18 protein-coding genes, 1 tRNA gene and 1 pseudogene are annotated in these 22,177 nt (G+C 63.7%); 10 read left to right on the top strand and 10 right to left on the bottom strand.

Translation table 11 applies throughout. The features are described from left to right. Positions 1–5 precede the first annotated feature (5 nt). Positions 6–1,109: a restriction endonuclease subunit S gene (locus tag ACHMWQ_RS02120; RefSeq protein ID WP_396306230.1), complete on the bottom strand. Its 1,104-nt coding sequence runs from the start codon at positions 1,107–1,109 to the stop codon at positions 6–8. After that, positions 1,106–2,674, bottom strand: a complete 1,569-nt coding sequence (locus ACHMWQ_RS02115) for an N-6 DNA methylase (RefSeq protein ID WP_396306229.1) — start codon at positions 2,672–2,674, stop codon at positions 1,106–1,108. The genes ACHMWQ_RS02120 and ACHMWQ_RS02115 overlap by 4 nt, the downstream gene beginning before the upstream one ends. A gap of 138 nt (positions 2,675–2,812) precedes the next feature. Between ACHMWQ_RS02115 and ACHMWQ_RS02110 the strand changes: the two genes are divergently transcribed. Together ACHMWQ_RS02110 and ACHMWQ_RS02105 are read left to right on the top strand one after the other, a co-directional pair. After that, entirely contained in the window at positions 2,813–3,802 is a 990-nt protein-coding gene (locus ACHMWQ_RS02110; RefSeq protein WP_396306228.1) for a restriction endonuclease, read from the top strand. A gap of 79 nt (positions 3,803–3,881) precedes the next feature. Then, positions 3,882–3,969 (top strand) — tRNA-Ser (locus tag ACHMWQ_RS02105). A gap of 1,003 nt (positions 3,970–4,972) precedes the next feature. On the opposite strand, the gene ACHMWQ_RS02100 is transcribed toward ACHMWQ_RS02105, so the two are convergent. Continuing rightward, positions 4,973–5,803, bottom strand: a complete 831-nt coding sequence (locus ACHMWQ_RS02100; RefSeq protein WP_396306227.1) for an SDR family oxidoreductase — start codon at positions 5,801–5,803, stop codon at positions 4,973–4,975. A gap of 99 nt (positions 5,804–5,902) precedes the next feature. Between ACHMWQ_RS02100 and ACHMWQ_RS02095 the strand changes: the two genes are divergently transcribed. The 4 genes and pseudogenes from ACHMWQ_RS02095 (at position 5,903) to ACHMWQ_RS02080 (ending at position 10,627) form a co-directional block, all read left to right on the top strand. Next, positions 5,903–6,808, top strand: coding sequence for a LysR family transcriptional regulator (locus ACHMWQ_RS02095; protein ID WP_396306226.1), 906 nt, complete (start codon positions 5,903–5,905; stop codon positions 6,806–6,808). A gap of 349 nt (positions 6,809–7,157) precedes the next feature. Beyond that, a pseudogene (locus tag ACHMWQ_RS02090) lies at positions 7,158–7,726 on the top strand (tyrosine-type recombinase/integrase). Positions 7,727–7,939: 213 nt separating this feature from the next. Continuing rightward, positions 7,940–8,839 carry a LysR substrate-binding domain-containing protein gene (locus tag ACHMWQ_RS02085; protein WP_396306225.1) on the top strand — a complete coding sequence of 300 codons (900 nt, stop codon included), beginning with the start codon at positions 7,940–7,942 and terminating at the stop codon, positions 8,837–8,839. Positions 8,840–8,920: 81 nt separating this feature from the next. Beyond that, a complete protein-coding gene (locus tag ACHMWQ_RS02080; RefSeq protein WP_396306224.1) occupies positions 8,921–10,627 on the top strand; it encodes an SDR family NAD(P)-dependent oxidoreductase in 1,707 nt (568 codons plus the stop codon). A 310-nt stretch (positions 10,628–10,937) separates the two neighbouring features. On the opposite strand, the gene ACHMWQ_RS02075 is transcribed toward ACHMWQ_RS02080, so the two are convergent. The 6 genes from ACHMWQ_RS02075 to ACHMWQ_RS02050 all read right to left on the bottom strand — a co-directional run bounded on the left by ACHMWQ_RS02075 (position 10,938) and on the right by ACHMWQ_RS02050 (position 17,952). After that, on the bottom strand, positions 10,938–12,452 hold the full coding sequence (locus ACHMWQ_RS02075; RefSeq protein ID WP_396306223.1) for an FGGY-family carbohydrate kinase: 1,515 nt from the start codon (positions 12,450–12,452) through the stop codon (positions 10,938–10,940). 3 nt (positions 12,453–12,455) lie between these two features. Next, a complete protein-coding gene (gene deoC / locus ACHMWQ_RS02070; protein ID WP_396306222.1) occupies positions 12,456–13,190 on the bottom strand; it encodes a deoxyribose-phosphate aldolase in 735 nt (244 codons plus the stop codon). A gap of 95 nt (positions 13,191–13,285) precedes the next feature. Beyond that, complete coding sequence (locus ACHMWQ_RS02065; protein ID WP_396306221.1) at positions 13,286–14,176, bottom strand: SIS domain-containing protein; 891 nt, start codon at positions 14,174–14,176, stop codon at positions 13,286–13,288. 27 nt (positions 14,177–14,203) lie between these two features. Next, positions 14,204–15,208: an ABC transporter permease gene (locus tag ACHMWQ_RS02060; RefSeq protein ID WP_266333696.1), complete on the bottom strand. Its 1,005-nt coding sequence runs from the start codon at positions 15,206–15,208 to the stop codon at positions 14,204–14,206. 70 nt (positions 15,209–15,278) lie between these two features. Next, complete coding sequence (locus ACHMWQ_RS02055) at positions 15,279–16,847, bottom strand: sugar ABC transporter ATP-binding protein (protein WP_396306220.1); 1,569 nt, start codon at positions 16,845–16,847, stop codon at positions 15,279–15,281. 43 nt (positions 16,848–16,890) lie between these two features. Further along, positions 16,891–17,952, bottom strand: coding sequence for a sugar ABC transporter substrate-binding protein (locus ACHMWQ_RS02050; RefSeq protein WP_396306219.1), 1,062 nt, complete (start codon positions 17,950–17,952; stop codon positions 16,891–16,893). Positions 17,953–18,235: 283 nt separating this feature from the next. Here ACHMWQ_RS02050 and ACHMWQ_RS02045 point away from each other — a divergent pair, with 283 nt between their 5' ends. The 4 genes from ACHMWQ_RS02045 to ACHMWQ_RS02030 are packed head-to-tail and all read left to right on the top strand — an operon-like array spanning position 18,236 to position 21,394. Beyond that, positions 18,236–18,856 carry a glucose-6-phosphate isomerase family protein gene (locus tag ACHMWQ_RS02045; RefSeq protein ID WP_396306218.1) on the top strand — a complete coding sequence of 207 codons (621 nt, stop codon included), beginning with the start codon at positions 18,236–18,238 and terminating at the stop codon, positions 18,854–18,856. 5 nt (positions 18,857–18,861) lie between these two features. Continuing rightward, complete coding sequence (locus ACHMWQ_RS02040) at positions 18,862–19,509, top strand: bifunctional 4-hydroxy-2-oxoglutarate aldolase/2-dehydro-3-deoxy-phosphogluconate aldolase (protein WP_396306217.1); 648 nt, start codon at positions 18,862–18,864, stop codon at positions 19,507–19,509. Beyond that, a complete protein-coding gene (locus ACHMWQ_RS02035; protein ID WP_396306216.1) occupies positions 19,506–20,456 on the top strand; it encodes a shikimate dehydrogenase family protein in 951 nt (316 codons plus the stop codon). Before ACHMWQ_RS02040 ends, ACHMWQ_RS02035 begins: the two co-directional genes overlap by 4 nt. A gap of 2 nt (positions 20,457–20,458) precedes the next feature. Next, positions 20,459–21,394 (top strand): NAD(P)-dependent oxidoreductase, encoded by a 936-nt coding sequence (locus tag ACHMWQ_RS02030; protein ID WP_396306215.1) that lies wholly within the window; start codon positions 20,459–20,461, stop codon positions 21,392–21,394. 389 nt (positions 21,395–21,783) lie between these two features. Here the strand turns inward: ACHMWQ_RS02030 and ACHMWQ_RS02025 are convergent, their stop codons facing one another. Further along, positions 21,784–21,945, bottom strand: coding sequence for a pYEATS domain-containing protein (locus tag ACHMWQ_RS02025; RefSeq protein ID WP_396306214.1), 162 nt, complete (start codon positions 21,943–21,945; stop codon positions 21,784–21,786). Between the last annotated feature and the right edge of the window lie 232 nt (positions 21,946–22,177).

The following is a 22,177-nucleotide window of genomic DNA, read 5'->3' as shown; positions in this document are numbered from 1 at the left end:
CTGCCTCAGAGTTGGCCAGAAAAGGCGCGGTGTTGAAGGGAAGCGAAGAGGTCTTCGACGTTGTTCTCGGCAATTGAATATTGATATTGCCTAGCCTCAAGTGAGACCAGCGCTTCTTCAAACTTGGTTTGCATATCCAGGGGAGGAACGGGAACTTTCAAACTTCTGATGTCATTGAAGTTCAGTCCCGCCTTCACGCCTTGCCTGTTTGACGCGTTGAACTGTCGCTTTCCACCCTCGCTGGCAAGGTAAGAGGCTAAGAAAGTAGAATTTATTCCCTTCGGCCGAAATAGCGCAATGTGCTGATTTATATTGGCGCCTCCGTCCAAATCGTAGGGAACTACAGCAACCCGACCAAGGTCTGCCGTAATGCTTATGAGCACGTCTCCGCTCTGAACGGCAGTTCTACGCGCCTCGGCGTTGTCAGGCGCGTCAACAAATACCAAGTCGTCTCTCGATAGTTTCCCATTTTTGAGATTCTGGATTCGAATGAAGGGGCGTCCTCGATCCGCATAATACTGTGCCCATCCGCGAGATCCGCTCGTTAGAAACCGCTCGAGGCTGGCCAGCTCTTTCACAGCCCACCCCTTCGGATTGGTAACTGGATCCCCAAACATCTCCAGAAAGATCCACTGGGTGAGGCTGTCGAGCAGCCCGATGGCCTGGCGGCGCTTCTGGCGCAGCTGATCGGCCTTATCCAGGATCGCCGCAATCCGCTTCTGCTCGTCGAGCGGCGGGACGAGCACGTTCTCTCGATAAGCGTCATTTCGGTTCAGACCAGGGACGGCTGCTGCCTTGTTGAGCTCGCGGATCCGCGACGAGCTGAGCGCATAACTGAGCCACTTCAAATCGCAGTCGGTTGAAGTCGCATCGATATAGTAAGTGGTATCAATCGCCCAGTTTGCCCCCTGACAATAGTGGACTTCGCCGACCGAGCCTTTCCGGCCAATCACAATCGTTGGTCCATCCGACAATGCGGCGTTGTGACTTCCTACCGGACCATTGGACCCGTAAACAACGACATCACCGGGAATGCGATTGTCCGCAGCAAGCGATTTTCCGTATTTAAACTCACAGATATCACCAAAAGTCGCAGCGAGGGTGTTCACAGCATCCCCTCCAGCTCTTTCAAGCCGTTGGCAATCTCGTCCTCTAGAACCAGTAGCTCCGCGATGATTACCTTCGGTGGGCGATGGTCGGCGGCTTCGTGCACGACCTCCTTGTAGCGGTTGAGCGACAGGTCGTATTCGGCCGCCGCGATCTCTTCCCGCGTGACCGTAAAGCTCTGGCCGGTGCGCGGGTTCGTGCGCTCGGCGCCATCTCGGTCTGTCCAGCGAACGACAACATCCGGCAAGTTGTTTTTCGCGTGCTCCTCTGCCGTGAGCGCCGACTTTGGCACCGGCCCGAACTTGTCTTCGGAGACGAGCATCTGGCGCTTGTCGTCCAGGCTCATGCCGTCGGCTTGCAGGTCGTAGAACCAGACATGATCCGTGCCGCCGGAATTCGTCTTGGTGAAGAAGACGATGGCCGTCGACACGCCGGCATAGGGCTTGAACACGCCGGATGGCAGCTTGACGATCGCATCCAGCTTGTGGTTGTCGACCAGCATCTTGCGAATCGCCCTGTGCGCCTTGGACGAGCCGAACAGCACGCCGTCCGGCACGATGACCGCCGCGCGCCCTCCGGGCTTCAACAGCTTTAGGAACAGAGCCATGAACAGAAGCTCGGTCTTCTTCGTCTTGACGATCGAGAGAAGGTCGGCGGCCGTCGTCTCGTAGTCCAGCGAGCCGGCAAAGGGCGGATTGGCAAGGATCAGCGAATATTTGTCGGCATCATCGGCATGGCCGGAGGCCAGCGAATCCCGATAGCGGATGTCCGGATTCTCGACGCCATGCAGCTGCATGTTCATTGAGCCGATGCGCAGCATGGTCTGGTCGAAATCGTAGCCGTGGAACATGCCGCTATGGAAATGGCGGTTCAGCTCGGTATCGCGGAACAGGCTCTTGTGGTGCTCGCGCAGATATTCGCCGGCCGCGACCAGGAAGCCGCATGTGCCACTGGCCGGGTCGCAGATGACGTCGTTCGGCGTCGGCTTCGTCAGTTCGACCATCAGCTGAATGATGTGGCGCGGCGTGCGGAACTGGCCGTTCTGGCCGGCGCTGGCGATCTTGCCGAGCATATATTCGTAGAGGTCGCCCTTGGTGTCGCGATCCTCCAGCGGGATATCCGCCAGGAGGTCGACCACCTTGGTGAGCAGGCCCGGCGTCGGGATGGTGAAGCGCGCACCCTTCATGTGTTCCGAATGCGCTGTGCCTTTTTCGGCCATGTCGCGCAGGAAGGGGAAGACGTTGTCGGAGACCAGGAAGAACATCCGCGCCGGGTCGACGTCCTTGAAACGCGACCACCGCAGCATGGAGTAGGGGATCTCTTCTTTGATCTCTCCTGTCTCGTCGTCTCGGACGGTGCGATAGATGCCTTCCGGAAAGATCTCGCGCTCGATCGGCCGGCCGAGCGTATTTGCCTTGTTCTCTTCCCGCGTCTGGATATCGTCCAGCCCACGCATGAACAGCAGATAGGTGATCTGCTCGATCACCTCGAGCGGATTGGCGATCCCGCCTGCCCAGAAGGCGTTCCAGACCTGATCGACCTTCGAGCGAATTTCACCGGTTAGCATGTCTCATCCCATTGCGCATTCAGCCGGCGACAGTAGCCGCAGCGAGCGCTGAGACAAGAGGCGATCGGCCCTTGATTTGCCATCTCACCGCAACCTAGGCTCGGTCTCAATGAAGGGGCTAGGGGGGGGAATGAGCCAGTGAACGCATGGATGGTGCGCGCGGAGCGCAAAGGCAGGCTTTACGACGTATTCAAAGAGCGCGGCGTGGTTGCGATAGGCTGGCGCGAAATTGGTAATCTAGGCGCCTTGCACAGTAGGGACGCTATCCTAGCCAGGGTGAAGCAGCAGTGGCCGGAGCTGTCTCAGCAAAGCGCAGCGATGGCCACTGGCCAGATTTACCGCTTCAACACGGAGATGAAAAAAGGCGAGACGGTCGTCACCTATGATCCCGGCCGGCGCGTCTATCTCGTCGGTAAGCTGGTCGGCGACTATGAGTGGGATCCTACCGTCGACGAGGCAGATCCAAATGTCCGCCGCGTTGCCTGGGAAGGGGAGGTGTCGCGCGACCTGCTGTCTGTCTCCAGCCGCAACAGCCTGGGGGCGATCTCGACGCTGTTCCTCTTGTCCGATGAGGTCGTGGCCGATTTGCGCCGCGCGATGCGTTCCCATGAGCCCGCACCAGAATCGGATGTCCGGAACGAGGTTCAGGCTGAAGAGGATGTTTTCAAGAGCATTCAGAGCAAGGCGATCGAGTTCACCAAAGATCGCCTTTCTGCCCTCGATTGGTCCGACATGCAGGAACTTGTCGCCGGATTGTTGCGGGCAATGGGTTACAAGACACAGGTGTCGCCATCCGGACCAGATCGTGGCAAGGACATTGTGGCGTCGCCCGATGGATTTGGATTTGAAGCCCCTCGCATCATCGTTGAAGTAAAACATAGGCAAGGCTCGATGGGCGCTCAGGCGATCCGCAGTTTCCTGGGCGGTCGGCATCCCCAGGACAAGGGCCTCTACGTCTCGACGGGCGGTTTCAGCAAGGACGCACATTATGAAGCCGAGCGCGCCAACATTCCGGTTCACTTGATGTCGATCGACGATCTGGTGGAGGCGCTGATCGAGGTCTATGACAAGCTCGACGTCGAGACGAAGCAGTTGGTCCCCTTGAAGCGCATCTACTGGCCGGCTTGACGGCACGTTCGAGGCACGCCAGCGGCGTCATCGCCTGCCGACCCATGTATCAGGCCAATCGCGCTGACAGCGCCACCGCGGAGAGGTGGCAGAGTGGTCGATTGCACCGCACTCGAAATGCGGCATACCCGCAAGGGTATCGGGAGTTCGAATCTCTCTCTCCGCCATTGATTTGGATTAACTAATTGTTTTTGCATAGATTCGGCGATGGGCATTTGCTCGTACCCCACTGCCTACCACCTTCGGGTTGCCCCAGCGCTTTTGCATCATCTCGACACATCTGACGGGAGGAGCGAGGTTCCAACTGGCTCTTTCAGCGATGCGGCTTTGATCGAGGCAGATACTGGAGCTCTAAGCTCCAATCCTGGATGCGGCGGCGCGGCGATCGAGAGATCGGCGGCCAGCGCGCCGGGCGGAATGGGCCCGAACGATGCGGTTTCCCCGACGCTCCGGTCGATGCGTGGCAGAGACAAGGCGGCAGGAGTTCAGCCGCTCATCGTTGGTTGACACGCCTGCGCGGTGGCTAACCATAGCGATGTCGCGGCCGCCGAAACCTAATTGGTTCGACCTTCGTCCAGCGAGATCATGTCGGGACGCCTCTTCGACATCGCTGGCCACAAAGACGGTCGAACGTTGGTTTCGGCCATCAGGAGAGCGGCTTGGGCCGCATCTGAGCGGGTCGAGATCAGGATGAGGTCCACCGGCAATTTCTAGCTCTCGGTTGGCTCCACTTATGGCTGTCTCATCTTGCGTAAACCTAGGTCGGGCAGCAACACGAAATGCCATTGAGTGGCCCGCCAACACCACGGGCCCAAGGATGAGGCGTCCTGGCTGGACCACTTGGGTCGGGGGGCAAGGCGTACGCTCCTCATCGCAACAGTGTCGGCTTTGCGCCCCATGTCTGCTATTCGGGCAATAATGAGGACTTCCTGAAAGCGGACATTGCTTGGGACCACGTCGAGCGGCAGAACTACTTCAATCTAGACGCTCGGACCCCGTCCGGTCCGCCACTACCCGCCGATTGTACTGAGGGGCGATATTCCACGCGATTGACGCGCAAACGCCGCGCTGGGGGCACATCATTCCATCCGTGACCCCTCTCGAACAACAGACCTGACGGAAGGCCCTTTTGCCACGGATGGCAAAAGGGCGATAGCACACCCTGTTCGCTCACAAATCCCGGTCGGCAGAGAATGCGAGGTCGCGCTGTGCCTCGACGGCGGCGAGCCGCTGCGAAAGGGCCGGCGAGATCGAATTATAAGCAGTGCTGCCCAGGACAAGCCGCAATGCTGGTTCCGCCTCGTCGCCCGCGGCAATCATGGCAGCGACGGTCCGCTTGGCATCGCCCTTAAGGTCGAAGCTTCCCTCCGCGATCGCTCGCCGCACTTCGCCGGCCGGCGTGTTGTCGTATTCGACCATCGGTTGCGCATGAACAAGCCCGGCTCCGAAATTGGTCGCCGTCGGTCCCGGCTCGGCGATCACGAATTTGATCCCGAACGGCGCGACTTCCTGAGCTACCGCTTCGATGAAGCCTTCGATCCCCCATTTGGTGGCGTGGTAGAGGCTGAAATTCGGATAGGCGATCTGTCCGCCCTCCGACGACACCTGAATGATGCGGCCACCGCCCTGCCGCCGCAGATGCGGCAACGCGGCTCGAATGAGCTGGATCGAGCCCGTGAGATTGGTCGCGATCTGTCGGTCAATCTGCGCATCCGTGACTTCCTCGGCTGCGCCGAACAAACCATAGCCGGCATTGCTGACCACGACGTCGATCGTGCCCAGACAAAAAAATGCATCAGCAACGGTGGCTCGGATGCCGTCCGTGTCCGTCAGGTCGAGCATCCTCGGTACGAGCCTGTCGCCAAACTGCTGCTGGAGATCGGCAAGCGCGCCCTCGCGCCGAACTGTTCCGACGACGGTGTCGCCGCGGGTCAGCAATTGGGCCGTCATTTCCCGGCCGAGGCCGGAGGAGGCTCCGGTGATAAACCAATTTTTGCTCATAGAAATGCTCCGTCTCATGGCGAGAACCAATAGATAGAGCGGCGCAATTGGTGATATTAGTCTTCCAAACTGGGATGACTTCGTGCGGATTCTTCACCAATGGTAAAGCCGACCTTCAAGGATCTTGAAGCCTTCGCCGCAGTGGCCAAGTACCGCAGCTTCCGCAAGGCCGCCGATGCACTCGGAACCTCACGCTCGGCCCTCAGTCATAACTTGATCGGTCTTGAACGGATGCTTGGCATCCGGTTGCTCAATCGCACGACACGCAGCGTATCGCTCACCGATGCCGGCGCCCGGCTGCTTGCTGGCCTCGATCCGTTGCTGCGAGACCTCGACACGGCTCTCGACAGCCTTGCCGAGGAGCGGGGAGAGCCGGGCGGCAAGTTGCGCATCAACGCCAACAAGAGTGCCGCACGGCTGCTGCTCGGCCATGTCGTTCCACGGTATCTCGCCCGATATCCGAAGGTGGAACTCGATCTCGTTTCCGACGGGCGTCTCGTCGATATCGTGAATGAAGGCTTCGATGCCGGTGTGAGGCTCGCCGAGTCCATCCCGCAGGATATGATTGCCGTACGGATTGGTGGCGATGCCCGCTTCGTCGCGGTTGCCTCTCCGGCCTATCTGGTCGATTGCGCACCACCGGTCACGCCGGACGATCTCCACCGTCACATCTGCATTCGCCAGCGGTTACCGAGCGGAAAACGCTACCGCTGGGAATTCAGCCGACGTGGCGAAGAACTGGCGATAGACGTGCCCGGCGCACTGACGCTGGACGACAGCGACCTGATGGTCCAGGCCGCTTCTCATGGACTTGGCATTGCCTATGTCCCGGAGGCTTTCGCTCGCAAAAAGCTGCGGTCCGGGGAGCTTGTCATGGTCCTGGCGGATTGGTGTCCGCCGATACCGGGCCTCGCGCTGTACTATCCCGGCAACCGTCATGTTCCATCTGCCCTAAGGGCTTTCATCGACGTCCTAAAGGAAACGGGCCGCGATCAGGTGCGATAGCATGGGACAAAGAAGCGATGGCATGGTTGGTCGCGTACCGTTTGCGGGCTTCTGTCCCATTTGGGAGAGCTATAGCGCAGACTCAGTGCTCATAAGCCCTGCTGGATATGGGCCTGCAGCGGACCTTCCGAACCGCCACCAAGGACCAGTTCCGGCCCGCGACATTCATCGGTATTATGTCCGCTTCTCGCTTGAGGCAGCCAGAACCGGGCAGTGCGCTCCCGGCCCCCGAACGGTGTGAGTCGCGCATTTCATGCCCGGCCGATCAAGGCCGAGGAGAACTCACATGGGCCATTCTCAATAGGATGATGCCAGCCGCGAGCGCGCAGCTTGGAATGCTGGCAAGAAAGTGGGAACGAAACGTCCGCTCACGCAGAAGCAGATTTGGGCCGTTCGATTCTTTCTCGATCGTGAGCGCCGCATTCGTGACCGCGCTCTGTTTGATCTTGCGATAGACAGCAAGCTTCGCGGCTGCGACCTGGTCAAGATCAGGATCCGTGATGTCGTCGCCGGGCCGGAAATCAGAACCCGGACGATCGTCATTCAGGATAAGACGGGTCGTTCCGTCAATTCGAGATCACGAGCGACGTGAGAGCCAGCCTTCTGGCCTGGCTAGAACGGCGAGGCGGCTCGGTCGAGGAATATGTATTCCCGAGCCGGGTCGATCACGCAAAGCACATGAGCACGAGGCAGTATGCAACGCCTCGTTGACGAGTGGGTGGCCGCGATCGGTCTGCGCCCTGAGGAATATGGAACTCACTCGCTTCGCCGCACGAAGGCATCGATGATCTACAGGCGACAGGCAATATCCGTGCGATCCAGATATTGCTCGGTCACTCCAAGATTGAGAACACTGTCCAATACCTCGGTGTCGATGTAGAGGGCGCGCTGCTCCTGGCGGAGCGAACCGAAATCTGAATTCAAGCGGTCATCCGTCTCATCGCGGATGACCGCTTAGCCGCGCAGATATGTTCCCTGCCTGTCTGTCTTGGGGTGGATACCAATCAGGCCGCTTCCAGCTAACATAGAGCGAAACCTGTCTCGTTCGTCCGGCTACGTATGCTACGCCCCAATCGGCTCCCGGCAGCTAAAGGTTGTGATAGGGATCAAATTCCAAATGGCCAAGGCAGTATGAACGACGATAGTCTGCCCCGTATTGATCTTCGGTTGTTGCGCCAGTTCGTGGCGGTGGCCGAGGAGTTGCACTTCAGACGGGCGGCGGAGCGACTGGCTATGTCGCAACCCCCTCTGACTGCCGCGATCCAGCGACTGGAAGAAGAGATTGGCGCGACTCTGGTCGAGCGCGGCCGGAAGACGGTGAGGCTCACCCCTGCGGGTGCCGTGCTGCTCGGCGAAGCGCGCCGACTGCTCGCCGCCGCAAACGACGCGGTTGCGGCCACGCGCGACGCGGCTGCCGGCAAACGAGGGCGTGTCCGCCTAGGGTATGTCGGCAGCGCCATGTATGGCCGCCTCCCGGAAATGATACGCAGCTTTCGGCGCGATCATCCCGACGTGCGGATCGAACTGCGCGAAATGACCACGGTCGCGCAAATTGCCGCGCTGCGGGCAGATGACCTCGACCTAGCCATTGTCATTCCTCCCCTCGGCGACGCCGGTGGTCTTCAAACGACGCGTTTCGATACGGATCGGCTCGCCATCGCGCTACCGACGTCTCACCCAATGGCCAACGCGCCGGGCGCCGCAATTGAGAAACTCGCCGGAGAGCCATTCGTCTCTTGGCCCCGGGACCAGGGAGCTGGCTTTCACGACCTGGTGACACGGCTATGCGCAGCGGTCGGCTTCACGCCCGGCGTGACGCAGGAGGCGCATGGCATGCACGCGGTGTTGTCGCTCGTCGCGGTCGAGGCCGGTATCGCCATCGTGCCCGCCAGCATGGCCTCGATCCGCCCCGATGAGATCGCCTATCGCCCGATCGATGGTGACGCGGCATGCTTCGAACTCTTGCTCTGCCGGCGTATGGGCGAGCCCGATCCGGCGACCGGTGGGTTGGAGGCGGCATTGCAACGATAGGCTTTGCCTATCACGGCGTCGCATCATCGGTATTGGACGAGAACCCCGGTCGATCGCACCTTCGCCGCCAGGAGGTATCTCATGATCGACTTTACTCATCGGGTCGCTTTGGTCACGGGCGCAGGACGCGGACTGGGCTTCGCCTATGCCGATGCACTCGCAGCACGCGGCGCGACGGTATTCGTGCAGGACCGCGGCACGAGCCCGGATGGCGAGGGCAGTGATCCCGCGGTGGCCGAAGCGGCGGCGGCAAGGATCGTCGCGAGCGGCGGCAGAGCCATTGCAGTGCCCGGCCCGATCACTTCGCGCGCGGAATGCACGGAACTGGTGGACGGGATTGTCACGGAACATGGTCGGCTCGACGTGCTGATCCACAATGCTGGCTGGGTTGGCTATCAGGCGATCGAGGCCCTGGAGCCGGAGTTTCTCGACCGCATGGTCGGGCTCGGCATCGACACGCCACTATGGCTGGCGCAGGCAGCGTGGCCAGCCATGTGCCGCGAAGGCTATGGCCGCATCCTGCTCACCACGTCAGACCGCGCCATCTATCCAGAATATGCGCAGGAAGGCTTGGCCGCCTATGCCGCGGCGAAGATGGCCACGATTGGAATCGTTAACATCCTTTCCTTGGAGGGCGGGGCGAACGGTATCATGGTGAACGCCATCTCGCCTGTGGCCAAAACGCGGATGTGGGGCGTCGAAGAGGACCCGGACGAACTAAGGCCGGCTGCTGTAGCTTCCGGTGCGCTTTATCTCTTATCCTCCCAGAGCAAGGCTACCGGCTGGATAGTGCGAGCCGCCAACGGTCAATTCGTCGCCACAAGGGCCCGGGAGGCGTCGGGCGTCTCGTATCCACGAGACCTCGCGGCAATCGCGGCCGATACGCCGGAAGAGATGGCCGCTGCCTGGGACCGGATCGCCGTCAGCGCGCCAGAGGCGCGCGCACCAGCGTCCGGCCATGTTTCGGTCGCCTTCGCCGGCTTGCCGATTCTCGGGGAATGTCCGCTGTGGAGCGAGCGCCATGGCCAATTGCTCTGGGTGGATACCGAGGGACGCACGTTGAATCGCTTCGATCCAGCTACCGAGCGCAACGAAGCGATTGGCATGTCCGACCCGATCGGCATGGTCGCCGAGCACACGGATGGCACACTCATCGTCGCGCTCGGTTGCGATCTCGCCACCGTGGGCGATGACGGCAACGTCCGACGCATCGCAACGGCACCGCATGGACAAGAGGGCTTCCGGCTAAACGATGGCCGTCTGGATACCGAGGGGCGACTTTGGATCGGATTGATGGATGGCGCGCTTGGCCACGGCACCGGCATCCTTTATCGCTACGACCCCGATGGCTCCTGGCACGTGATGGACGATGGCTTCACGCTCGTGAATGGGCTCGACTGGAGTCCGGACCGCCGGACGCTCTACGTCACCGATTCCCGTGCCCCGGCCATATATGCCTATGCTCATGACCCGGCGACCGGAAAAATCGGGCCGCGCCGACAGTTCGCAACCTTCGGCCCGGACGATGGTTTTCCCGATGGCCTGCTGGTCGGGCCGGACGGCGCGATCTGGAGCACGTTGTTCAATGCCGGCGCGATCCAGCGCATTGAACCGGACGGACGTTTCACCCGGCGGATCGAACTTCCCGTATCGCGACCGACAAGCTGCGCCTTTGATCGTGACGGAGCGACCCTGTACGTCACGACCGCGCGGTTGGGGCTCGACAAAGCCGCGCTCGATCGGGAACCCATGGCGGGCGCAATCTTGCGGGTCGGGAACCCCAGCTAAAGCAGGCGGTACGGCAGGGCCGACCATGGCTGCACCTTTGACAATATTGGAAACGCGACAAACGGCAGCTTCAGGGTCGCATATGACGCTGCATGGCCGCGTTGGGGGCGAATGCCGCAGATGGCGCCAGGCATGGCGTCGCTGCGGCCAGATGGGGGGCGACTGCGGAACGGCTGCTTTCTGCATAGCGGCAGCCATGACCGGGCCGGTCCGCTGCCGGCCCCCATTTAGACGTTCACCTTGCACGCATCCCAATATCGACTCGGCCCGAAGCATGCCTGAGCAAGGTGTGAGAGTGCTGCCGCGCCAGTCAGGCGCGGAGACCGGAGAGCAGGGGGGCCAGTGACCGCTGGGCCTCGGCGGCAGCGCGATAGGCCTGCAGCATTCGTCCGGCCAGATCCGCCATTCTGGCGTCAGGCTCATGGCGGTCCTCGACGCCGTGCAGTCGGATAAGCGGGCTCATGTCGGACCAGTTTCCGGTCGCCACCATCGCCAGCGCTGCGGCGCCGAGCGAGGCGGATTGCTGGTCGATCGAGGTCTTCACGATCGTGCAGTCCAGCATGTCGGCCAACACCTGCCGCATCAGCGCGCTGCGCGCGCCGCCGCCGACGATGGTCATCGTGCGACTGACGCCGGCGAGGCGCCGCAATTCGTCGAGCGCGACCCGCAGCCCCAGCGCGATGCCCTCGATCGTCGCGCGCAGCATGTCGGCCCGGTCATGGCCGAGATCGAGGCCGACGAACGCGCCGCGCACATCCTGCCCACCCTCAAGACTGGTCCCTCCCCCGAGCGTCGGCACGAAGAGAAGGCCGTTGGCGCCGAAGGGCGCGCTGGCGGCCAGCGTGAACACTTCGTCATAGCCGACGGCTTCCCCCGGCATCAGCATGTCCTTGACGAAGGCAAGGCTGGTGCCGGACGAGAAGATCGAGGTGGCCGAGATGATCTGGTCCGGCACGACATGCGCGAAGGCGAAGGGGCGGACGCGGCTGTCGAGCACCGGCTTCGCCGACGAGATCGTCAGCCAGCTCGAGGAGCCCATCGACCCGTAGAAATCGCCTTCGGAAAAGGTGCGGGCGCCGAGCGCCATGCAGCTGTTGTCGACGCCGCCGGCGACGACCACCACATCGGCCGGCAGGCCGAGTTCGGCGGCGATCCCGGGCAGGACCGTGCCGAGAATGGCGGTCGAGGGCACGATTTCCGGGAATAGGCTTCGGTCGACGCCGGCGGCATCGAGGATCTCGTCCGAAAAGGCACGGGCGTGCAGGTCATAGGCGCCGCTGCCCGACGCGTAGGACGGATCGGTCGCATGGCGACCGCAGAGGCGCAGGTTGATGAAATCCTTGCTGCCGGCAATCGAACGGGTTCGCGCGAAGATCGCGGGATGGTTCGCCTTCAGCCAGAGGATCTTGAAGATCGGATAGAGCGGGGCGGGAAAGCCGTTGCCGGTCAGGCCGTACCAGCGCTCATAGTCGAAGCGTCGGAAGAACGCTTCCGCCTCGATATCGGCGCGCGCATCCGACCAGATCGGCACGCGCTGCATCAGCGGCTGGTCGTCGTCGCCGAGCGGAATGCAGCCGAGGCTGTGGCCGGAAATACTGATCGCGCCCACTGACGAGCGATCGACACCCTCGGCGCCGAGAAGCGCGCGGATGCTGCTCAAGACCGCATCCCACCATTCGCCGAGATCCTGCTCGTGCAGGCCGGGAGCCGGGAAATAGGTGCGGTAGGTCTGCACCCGCTCGGCAAGACAGACACCGCTGGCGTCATAGAGCGCCGACTTGACGCCGCCCGTGCCGAGATCGAGCGCGAGAACCGTGCGGGCCATGGATCAGGCCTTCTCGTCGACGGGGACGATCACCAGCCGCTGGCCCGGCAGGGCGTCGATGCCGCGCACCAGTTCGATGGCCGAGGCCGTGTTGATGCCGAAGCGGGTGACGCCGATCGCCACCATCTCGGCGACGGTCGGAAGATCGCGGATGCCGCCCGAGGCCTTGATGCCGGCGCGTCCCGCCACCACGGCGGCGATGCGGCGAATGCGCGGCAGCGTCGCCGCGGCCGGCGTCCAGCCCGTGCCGGTCTTGACGAAGGCAGCCCCGCTCGCGGCGACGATGTCGGCGGCGGTTTCGATCTCGGCATCTGTCAGATGGTGCAGCTCGAGGATGACCTTCAGCGGAACGGGAGCTACGGCCTCGAGCACCGCGGCGATCTCGTCGCGGACATAGTTGAGGTCGCCCGACTTGAGCCGGCCGACATTCAGCATCATGTCGAGTTCGTCGGCGCCGGCCTCGCGGAGCGCAGCGGCCTCGGCAGCCTTGATCGCGGCCATGTGGCCGCCCGAGGGGAAGCCGATCGGCCCGCCGACCAGCGTGGCGCCTCCCTGCGGGACGAGCGAGCGGAGCAGCGGCACGAAGTTCGGCAGCGCATGCGCCGCGATGAAGCCGTTCTCCATGGCGAGCGCCGCGAGCGCGCGCACATCCGCCTCGGTGTGAAATGCCTGCACCGCGCTGATATCGATCCTCTGCGCGAGGTCGGTGGCGCTGAGGCTCGTCGGGGTAGAGGACATGATGGGATCGCCGCTTTCTAATGGGTTGTGGTTTCGCTCGGCAGGCCGGGCATGGGAAGCCATGGCGCGCCGGCCGGCCCGGAAGGTCTCTGCCGTCAGATCCGGGCTGTCGATCGCATCTGGCTCAGGGTCTTCTTCATCCGCTTGAAGCTTTCGACATGCGCCTCGCCACGCCGCAGCGCCACGGCCGTCGACAGGATATCGACGACGACAAGGGCGGCGATGCGGGAGATGGTCGGGGTGTAGATGTTGGTGTTTTCGAGCGTTTCGGTCAGCAGGACGATGTCGCAGGCGTCTGAGAGAGGGCCCTCATTGCCCGTAATGCCGATCACCGTGGCGCCGTTCTCGCGGGCAAGCTTCGCCACCTCGACGGTCGAGCGAGTCGTGCCGGTATTGGAGATCGCGACGGCGACGTCGCCGGGCTTCAGCAACGAGGCGACCATCACCTGCTGGTGCGAGTCGATCTCGGCGCCGCAGGGAACGCCGAACATCGGGAATTTCTGCTGGGCGTCCAGAGCCACGATGCCCGATGCACCGAAGCCGAAAAACTCGATCCTCGGCGCCAGCACCAGCGCTTCCACGGCGCGGACCAGCGCCGCCGAGTCGAGGCGGTTGCGCGCCCAGTCGAGGCTGGTCATCGTATAGTCGAAGATCTTGCGCGCGACTTCGTTCGGGCTGTCGGCATCGGTGATCACCGAATGGGTCGCGGGCACGCCGAGCGCCAGACTTTGCGCCAGGCGAAGCTTGAAGTCCTGGAAGCCGTCGCAGCCGATCGCGTTGCAGAAACGGATCACGGTCGGCTGGCTGACGCCGGCAAGCTGCGCCGTCTCCGCCACCGTCGACGACAGGATGCGACGCGGATCGCTGATGATCGCATCGCAGACCTTGCGGTCGGATTTCCTCAGTTCATCGCGCAGAGCACGGGCAACTTCGAGGATGTTGCCGGTCCCGCCGACAAAGGCGGAGACGTGAGTTTGCATCGTCATTTGATCCTTGAGCCGATCCGGCCGGCGCTACCGCGTGCGGGAGCGGAAAATGTGCAGGAACGATGGCATGACGTTCGCATGCCGGAAAGAGCCCTGCCGGAATTGGTCGAAGATGGCGGCGAGAACGATGACCATGCCCACGCTCATCTGCTGCAGGAAGGGCGAGAGTTCCAGCAGGATGAAAGCGTTGCGCAGCGCACCGAGCAGATAGGCGCCCAGCATCGCGCCGAGGATCGAGCCGCGACCGCCCGAGAGGCTGGCGCCGCCAATGACGACGGCCGCGATCACGTCGAGCTCGAGCCCGGTGCCGGCCTGTGCCTCGGCGACGCTGACCTGCGTGGTGTAGACGATGCCGGCAATGGCGGCGAGCGCGCCGCTGGCGACGAAAACGGCGATGCGCGTCGTGTTGATCGGGATGCCGGAGAGCCGCGCCGCCTCGTCATTATCGCCGACGGCGACGATGCGCTGGCCGACCACGCTGCGGGTCAGGATGAACTGGCAGATGATTCCGAGGCCGACGAAGATCAGCACCTGGACAGGGATGTCGAAGAACGTGCCCTGGCCGATGAACATCACGGACGGGTCGACCATGATCGGCAGGCCGCCCGAAATCACCTGGGTCAGGCCGCGCGCGACCGAAAGCATGCCGAGCGTCGCGATGAAGGAATTGACGCGGAACACCACCACGATCAGGCCGGTGACCAGGCCGGCGGTGGCGCCGACGCCGATCGCCAGCACGATGGCGAGCCAAGGATTGAGGCCGGCCGCCATCAGCCAGGCGCCGCAGAGCCCGCTGAGGCCCATCACCGAGCCGACGGAAAGATCGATCTCGCGGGCGATGATGACGAAGCACTGGCCGATCGACATGATGCCGACCACGGCCACCGCGACCAGAACATTGCGCAGATTGTCCGTCGTCAGGAAGCTCGGATTGACGAAGGAGAAGGCGATCGAAAGGCCAAGGATCACGCCGATCAGCCCGGCCTCCTGGCCCCTGAGCAGAGGCAGACGCTTCAGGCTGGCGATACTCATCCTATTACCCTTGTTCATCATGGTTTCGGGGCCGCCTCTGCGTGCGGGCTCCTTGGGGGCCGCGCTCATGTCAGGCCATGCCCGATGCGAGAACGGTGGTCGCGGCGTCCTCGATCTTTTCGCCCAGCGCCGATGCGACGACGCGCGCCGCCTCCGGCCCCCGGGCGAGGCTGTCGACGACCTCGCCGCCGCGCACTACCACGATGCGGTCGGCCAGCTGGAGGATCTCGTCGAGCTCGGAGGAAACGAACCACACCGCCAGCCCCTTTTCATGCGCGAGCGTTCGGATCTGGCGATACATGTCCGCCTTGGTGCGCACATCGACGCCGCGGGTCGGCTCGTCGAGAATGAGGAGCGACGGATTGGAAGCGAGCGCGCGGGCGAGCAGCACTTTCTGCTGGTTGCCGCCGGAAAGCGTGCGGATGCCGACATCGACATTGTCGGCCTTCACGCCGATCTCGTTCGCGCTTTCCTGCGCGAAGGCGCGCCGCTTGCGTTCGCTGAAAAAGCCGAAGCGGCCGAACCGCTCCAGCACGTTCGACGTCAGGTTGAAGCTGATGCTGTGGCCATAGAAGACGGAGGTGCGCCGTTCCTCGGTGATGAAGGCGATACCGCCGCGCAGCGCCGAGCGGGGAGAGCCGAAGCGCACGGACTTTCCGTTGAGGCGGACGTCGCCGCCAAAGATCGGGTCGGCGCCGATGATGGCCCGGATGATCTCCGTGCGGCCGGAGCCGACGAGCCCGGCCATGCCGACGATCTCGCCCGCCTGGATATCGAAGGAGACATTGGAAAAGGCGAGGCCGGAGGCGTTGCGCACCGAAAGCACGGGCACGGCGCCGGCGGGCGACGCCTTTGGCGTGGCGCTCTCGGCGAGATCGAGCGCCGCCTTCAGCCGCTCGCCGGCCATCAGCTGGATCGCCTGCTGCTTCGGCAGCGCGTCGACGGATCCTTCGCCCACCTTGCGGCCGTCGCGCATGACGATGACCTCGTCGGAGATTTCGTAGACCTCGCCAAGACGATGGCTGACGAGGACGACCGCCGTGCCGCGATCGCGCAGGCGGCGGACGATGTCGAACAGGCGGTCCGTCTCCTTGCGGGTCAGGCTGGAATTGGGCTCGTCGAGGAACAGGACATGCGGGTCGGCGGCAAGCGCCCGGGCGATCTCCACAAGCTGCCGTTCGGCCGCCGAGAGGCCGGCGCAACGGCCGCCGAGATCGGGAAGCTCCTTATCGAGGCCGAGGCCGGCGAGCAGCGTCTCCGCTTCCGCGACCAGTCCGGAGCGATGATGCAGACTGGTGCCCGCCCGCGAGCCAAGGCGCGCCAGGAAGATGTTTTCGGCAACCGTCATCTGGCTGACGAGCTGCGGCTCCTGCTGGACGACAGCGATGCCCATCCGCTTGGCAGCCAGCGATCCGGACATCCGCTCCGCCTTGCCCGAGACGAGAACCTCGCCCGAGTCCGGCTGGTGGACGCCCGAGCAGACGCGGATCAGCGTCGACTTGCCGGCGCCGTTTTCGCCGAGCAGGGCCGTGACCCTGCCGCGGCGAAACCGCATGCTGACATCGGAAAGCGCATGGACCGAGCCGAAGCGTTTGTCGACGGAGACGACCTCGAGGGCGATTTCATCTTCGATGGACATTCGTTCAACCCGGTCCTGCATGACGAACTTGTAGTCTAGTTGCTCAGAGCTTCGGAACGGTGCCGAGCGGGAGCTTGTCCGGGTCGAGCTGGTCGACCGTGTCCTTGGTCATGAACAGGCTGACGGCCGGCTGCAGAACCGGTTCGGCCTTCTGCTGCGCGACGATGTTGTTGAACAGCGCGATCGCGACATTGTAGCCCTGACCGAACTCGTCCTGGCCGGTGACGCCAAACATGCTGCCATCCCGGATCGCGGATACGTTCTCCTTGGTGAAGTCGTAGCCGATCACCTTGATGTCGTCCTGCTTGCCGGCCGCCTTGACGGCCTGGGCCGCGCCGAACGGTCCGCCGGCCGTCGCATAGAGCGCGACGAGGTTCGGCGTCGACGTCAGGAAGTCCTTGGCGGCGGCGAAGGTGGCGCCGGCCGAATCCTTGGCCTCGATGCCGTCATTGACGACGGTCAGCTTCGAGCCCTGCAACCCCTCGACGAAGCCCTTGCGGCGCTGTTCGGAGCCGGGCGCCGTGAACTGGCTGACGATGACGCCGACCTTGCCTTCCTTGTCGCCGACCGCCTTGATCAGTTCAGCGGCGGCGTTCTTGCCGGCCGTGACCTGGTCCTGAGCATAGTTGATGACGCCGCCGGCCTCTTCAACGCAGGGGAACAAGGTGTTGTAGGCGCCCATCGAGATCTTCTTCTCGTCAACGAGCTTCTTGACCAGCGCGCAATTGCCTTCGCCGGCGATGAAGAAGCCGATGCCGTTATAGCCCTGGGTGGCGGCGGCGTTGATGGCCTGGTTGACGGTCGGTACGTCGATATTGGCGCCGCCGACGATCCAGCGCACTTCGCCGCCGCGCGACTTCAGCACGTCGTTGGCGGTCTCGGCGCCCTTCTGGACCGCGACCCAGTAGGGATTGTTGGCAAAGCCGATGATCGCGATCTTGGCCTTGGTGCCGGCCTCGTTGGCGACGGGCTCGGGGCGGCCGGCGATCGGTGCAACGTCCTCGGCGAGGGCGCTGCCGGCGGCCGTCAACAGGGCGGCGGCGGAGGCGAGCGCCAGCAACGAGGCGCGCAGGCCCGGGGCCGACTTGGCGATGGTGTGGGTCATGAAGCTCCTCCCAGAGCTGTGAGGCGCGGCTTGGCTCTCTGCCATCTGCCGCTGTGTTTCCCGAAATTCGGTAGCTCGACGAGCGAGGTCGGCGTGTTTGGGCGAGGACGCCTGCGCCCGGCAAGCGCCGACACCATCCGCGTCGGCTACGTACTGATACTACATAAATTTGACGTTACAAGATCAATTAATAGCGAAACAGTCCGAAATTAATCCGGGTTCGCCCAAAACAATTGCATTGCGATACCGATTGAGTAGTGTTGCTACCGATCTGGAGACCCCTATGGCCATTGCCCCCACATCCCACCGCATCGATCCCGCCAGCGGCGTGCTGTCCGCCGCCACCGGCCGCTACGAGAAGCGCCTCGCCGATCTCGACGGCATCTACGCCGACAACGCCGCTTTCGCGGACTCCGTTGCCCGCGAGGGCGACCGCATCGTCTACTACGTCCATGAAGTGCGCCCCGCCGCCGCGCGCGGCGATCTGATCTTCGGCACCACCTTCATGGAGCCGGGCAAGATCGGGGACGAGTTCTTCGTGACGCGCGGCCATATCCACGCGATCGGCAACCGTCCCGAGACGTATTACGGCGAGACGGGCGAGGGGCTCATGTTGCTCGAATCGCCGGAGGGCGAGACGAAGATTCTCGAGATCGGACCGAGCGTGATGGTCTATGTGCCGCCGCTCTGGATCCACCGCTCGGTCAATACGGGCGCTTCGCCCCTCGTTATGAGCTTCTGCTACCCGAGCGATTCCGGCCAGGATTACGGGCTCATCGCCCGCTCCGGGGGCATGGCGAAGCGCATCGTCGCCGATGGTGCCTCATGGAAAGCCGTGCCGAACGCCGACTATCGGCCGCGCACAAAAGCCGAGATCGAAGCCATTCTCGCCACGCAGGACTGAGTGCCATGTCCATCTTCGATGCCCTTTCCGCCCATGCGGTGGTGCCGGTGATCGCGCTCGACGATCCGGCCGCTGCGCTGCCGCTTGCCGACGCGCTGATCGAGGGCGGCCTGCCGGTCGCCGAGATCACCTTTCGCACTGCTGCCGCCCGCGCCACGATCGAGGCGATCGCAAGGGCACGGCCGGAGCTTCTGGTCGGCGCCGGCACGGTGCTCGACGAGGCGCAGCTCGACCAGGCGGTCGATGCCGGCGCCCGCTTCGCCCTGTCGCCCGGCCTCGACGCCGGTGTGCTCGCCCATGCCGCCAAACGCGGCCTGCCTTTCGCACCCGGCATCATGACGCCGACCGACCTCCAGGCAGCCCTTCGCGCCGGCTGCCGGATGGTGAAGTTCTTCCCGGCCATGCCAGCAGGGGGCCCGTCCATGCTGAAGAACATCGCAGCCCCGTATCTCCACACCGGCATCCGCTTCAATCCGACCGGCGGCGTCAGCATGGACAATCTGGCGGACTGGCTCGCCATTCCGGAAGTCGCCGCCGTCGGAGGGACGTGGATCGCCACGCGCGCCGACATTGCCGCCGGCAACTGGTCGAAGATCACCGCCAATGCGCGCGCCGCCGTGGCGCGCATCGCCGAAATTCGGGGGAATTCATGAGCTACCAGCCCGCGACGCGACCGACCTTCTATTTCATCGGCGTCACCACCGCGAAATCCTCGATCATGAAGGTGTTTCCGGAATGGGCGCGCCATCTCGGCCTCGGCGACGTCGCGATCCAGGGCATCGACTTCGTGCCGCATGACGAGCCGGAGCGCTATCGCGAGGCGGTCGCCTTCCTGAGGGACGATCCGCTCTCGCTCGGCGCACTGGTGACGACGCACAAGCTCGATCTCTTCGCCGCCTGCCGTGATATGTTCGACGAGATCGACCCGCATGCACTGCTGATGGAGGAGACGAGCTGCCTGTCGAAGCGCGACGGCCGGCTGATCTGTCATGCCAAGGACCCGATCTCGTCGGGCCTCTCGATCGACGGTTTCCTCTCGCCGAACCATTTCGCCGATACCGGCGCCGAGCTGTTTTCCATGGGCGCGGGCGGCTCGACCATTGCGCTGACCTGGCACTTGATGCAGCCGTCGCGCGGCGCCGACCGTCCCTCGCGCATCGTCGTCTCCAACCGCTCGCAGTCCCGCCTCGACCATATCGAGGCGATCCATCGCGCCATCGGCGCGGACATCCCTGTCGAATATCGGTTGGCACCCCACGCACGCGACAATGACGCGATCCTCGCCGGCCTGAAGCCGGGCAGCCTCGTCATAAACGCCACCGGCCTCGGCAAGGACGCGCCTGGCTCGCCGCTCACCGACGCGGGCGTGTTTCCCGAGCGGGCTGTGGTCTGGGAGCTCAACTATCGCGGCGATCTCGTCTTCCTCGACCAGGCGCGCGCGCAGGAGAAAGAGCGGCAGCTACAGGTCGAGGATGGATGGACCTATTTCATCCATGGCTGGACCCAGGTGATCGCCGAAGTGTTCGATATCGAGATCCCGGTCTCCGGTCCCGAGTTTGACGCCATCGCCGCCATCGCCGCGCGGGCTACGGGTCGTTGACGATGAACCGGATCCTGATCACGCCGCGCTCGCTGTCGAAGGGCGGTCACCCGGCGCTCGCCATGCTCGAGGCGGCCGGCTACAGCCTCGCTATGCCGGCGCCGGGTGCCACCCCCGACGAGGCGACGCTGATGGCGGCACTCCCCGGCTGCGTCGGCTGGCTGGCCGGCGTCGAGCCGGTGAGCGAGCGCGTGCTGGAAGCGGCCGACCGGCTGCGCGTCATCAGCCGCAACGGCACCGGCGTCGACAACCTGCCGCTGCGCGCGATCGAGGATCGCGGCATCGAGCTGCGCCGGGCGGAAGGAACCAATGCGCGCGGCGTCGCCGAACTGGCACTCGCGCTGACGTTGGCGGGGCTGCGCCAGATCGTCTGGACGCATGAAGGCATGCGCAAGGGGGAATGGCCGCGCCAGATCGGCCGCGAGATGTGCGAGGTGACCATCGGCATTGTCGGCCTCGGCGCGATCGGCGCGACGATGGCACAGCTTTGCCTCGACCTCGGCGCCAGGGTGCGCGGATACGATCCCTTCGCCAATGCCGACCGCATCGTCCATCCGAATTTCGCCCGCGTCGATCTCGACGGGGCAATAACCGGCGTCGACGCGGTCAGCCTGCACGCGCCGCTGCCGGAGGACGGCCGGCCGCTGCTCACCGCCGAGCGGATCGCCGCGATGAAGCCGGCGACGGTGCTGGTCAACACGGCGCGCGCCGGCCTGGTCGATGCCGAGACCCTGCTCGAGGCGCTCGATTCCGGCCATGTCGCCTGCTACGCCACCGACGTGTTCGAGACGGAGCCGCCGGCTCACTCGTCGCTGCTCGATCATCCGAAGGTGGTGCTGACCAGCCATATCGGCGGCTTCACCGACGCCTCGGTCGAACGCTCGACCGTGCGGGCGGTCGCCAATCTCCTTGATGCGCTGGCGCAAGATGCGCATTGAGCGGCAGCGGCCGGGTTTCCCGAGGCGGGAAAGCCCGGGGCCATTCTGGCTCGGACAGGCCGGCTTCTGGATCGAGAGCGGCCAGCACCGGATCCTGATCGGCCCCGATCTGTCGGATAGCGAAGGGTCGGCTTAGCGCCGGCATTTCGGTCGAGCAGCGGCGGATACCATGTCCCAAGAGCTACCGTTCCATAGGCCTTGATTCGATGGCGGAGATGGGTTGGGAAGCGGCCAGTCTGGTATCGAGGTTTAGCGACCGCTTCGAGCCAGGAGCAGACACTGGTTCACTTCCCAACAGCGGACGGTCGGCTTTGCGCCCCATCTTTGCGAGTGCGGATCGCATTGGGCGCATTGGGCAGCTTCGCGAGGTCAAGTTCGAGCTCGATCCGCTACCTTGGAAGCCAGATGCCAACGGTAAATCCGCCCCAAGCCGTCACGGCAATCCTTGCGCTTCCGCCACGGAAGCGTTCTCGCCGGACGTTCTTGGGAAAGCTGTCATGGAGACAGAAAAGGACCTCATCGCCATCGAGTGCCGGCCCTTCGACGAACATGTTGATCCGCATCCAGTTGCGCGAGCTGGTCCCGGCAAACTCGGCCCGGGCAGTATAGCTTTGCCGGCTTGCCAGGCCGCCGAACCGGTCTTTTGCGGACCATCTTCGTCCTCGATACGCCGAGCGAGGCCTGGAGCTGGCAGGATGTCCTCGGGGCGAACAGCGTAAGCCTTATTGGAATTGCTCTCGAGCTCGAAAATCGCTTCCTGTGGGTCCGATCCGAATTGCGATG

The organism is Kaistia sp. UC242_56 (assembly GCF_044452255.1).
Classification (GTDB): Bacteria; Pseudomonadota; Alphaproteobacteria; order Rhizobiales; family Kaistiaceae; genus Kaistia; species Kaistia defluvii_A.
This window is presented reverse-complemented; position numbering and strand designations above follow the sequence as displayed.

Excerpts from the sequence above, each read along its gene's own strand:
- ACHMWQ_RS02035 (WP_396306216.1), top strand. The coding sequence starts at position 19,506 with ATGAGCTACCAGCCCGCGACGCGACCGACCTTCTATTTCATCGGCGTC.
- ACHMWQ_RS02080 (WP_396306224.1), top strand. The coding sequence starts at position 8,921 with ATGATCGACTTTACTCATCGGGTCGCTTTGGTCACGGGCGCAGGACGC.
- ACHMWQ_RS02050 (WP_396306219.1), bottom strand. The coding sequence starts at position 17,952 with ATGACCCACACCATCGCCAAGTCGGCCCCGGGCCTGCGCGCCTCGTTG.
- ACHMWQ_RS02060 (WP_266333696.1), bottom strand. The coding sequence starts at position 15,208 with ATGAGTATCGCCAGCCTGAAGCGTCTGCCTCTGCTCAGGGGCCAGGAG.
- ACHMWQ_RS02045 (WP_396306218.1), top strand. The coding sequence starts at position 18,236 with ATGGCCATTGCCCCCACATCCCACCGCATCGATCCCGCCAGCGGCGTG.
- deoC (WP_396306222.1), bottom strand. The coding sequence starts at position 13,190 with ATGTCCTCTACCCCGACGAGCCTCAGCGCCACCGACCTCGCGCAGAGG.
- ACHMWQ_RS02030 (WP_396306215.1), top strand. The coding sequence starts at position 20,459 with ATGAACCGGATCCTGATCACGCCGCGCTCGCTGTCGAAGGGCGGTCAC.
- ACHMWQ_RS02055 (WP_396306220.1), bottom strand. The coding sequence starts at position 16,847 with ATGTCCATCGAAGATGAAATCGCCCTCGAGGTCGTCTCCGTCGACAAA.
- ACHMWQ_RS02095 (WP_396306226.1), top strand. The coding sequence starts at position 5,903 with ATGGTAAAGCCGACCTTCAAGGATCTTGAAGCCTTCGCCGCAGTGGCC.
- ACHMWQ_RS02075 (WP_396306223.1), bottom strand. The coding sequence starts at position 12,452 with ATGGCCCGCACGGTTCTCGCGCTCGATCTCGGCACGGGCGGCGTCAAG.
- ACHMWQ_RS02040 (WP_396306217.1), top strand. The coding sequence starts at position 18,862 with ATGTCCATCTTCGATGCCCTTTCCGCCCATGCGGTGGTGCCGGTGATC.
- ACHMWQ_RS02025 (WP_396306214.1), bottom strand. The coding sequence starts at position 21,945 with ATGTTCGTCGAAGGGCCGGCACTCGATGGCGATGAGGTCCTTTTCTGT.
- ACHMWQ_RS02115 (WP_396306229.1), bottom strand. The coding sequence starts at position 2,674 with ATGCTAACCGGTGAAATTCGCTCGAAGGTCGATCAGGTCTGGAACGCC.
- ACHMWQ_RS02065 (WP_396306221.1), bottom strand. The coding sequence starts at position 14,176 with ATGACGATGCAAACTCACGTCTCCGCCTTTGTCGGCGGGACCGGCAAC.
- ACHMWQ_RS02085 (WP_396306225.1), top strand. The coding sequence starts at position 7,940 with ATGAACGACGATAGTCTGCCCCGTATTGATCTTCGGTTGTTGCGCCAG.
- ACHMWQ_RS02100 (WP_396306227.1), bottom strand. The coding sequence starts at position 5,803 with ATGAGCAAAAATTGGTTTATCACCGGAGCCTCCTCCGGCCTCGGCCGG.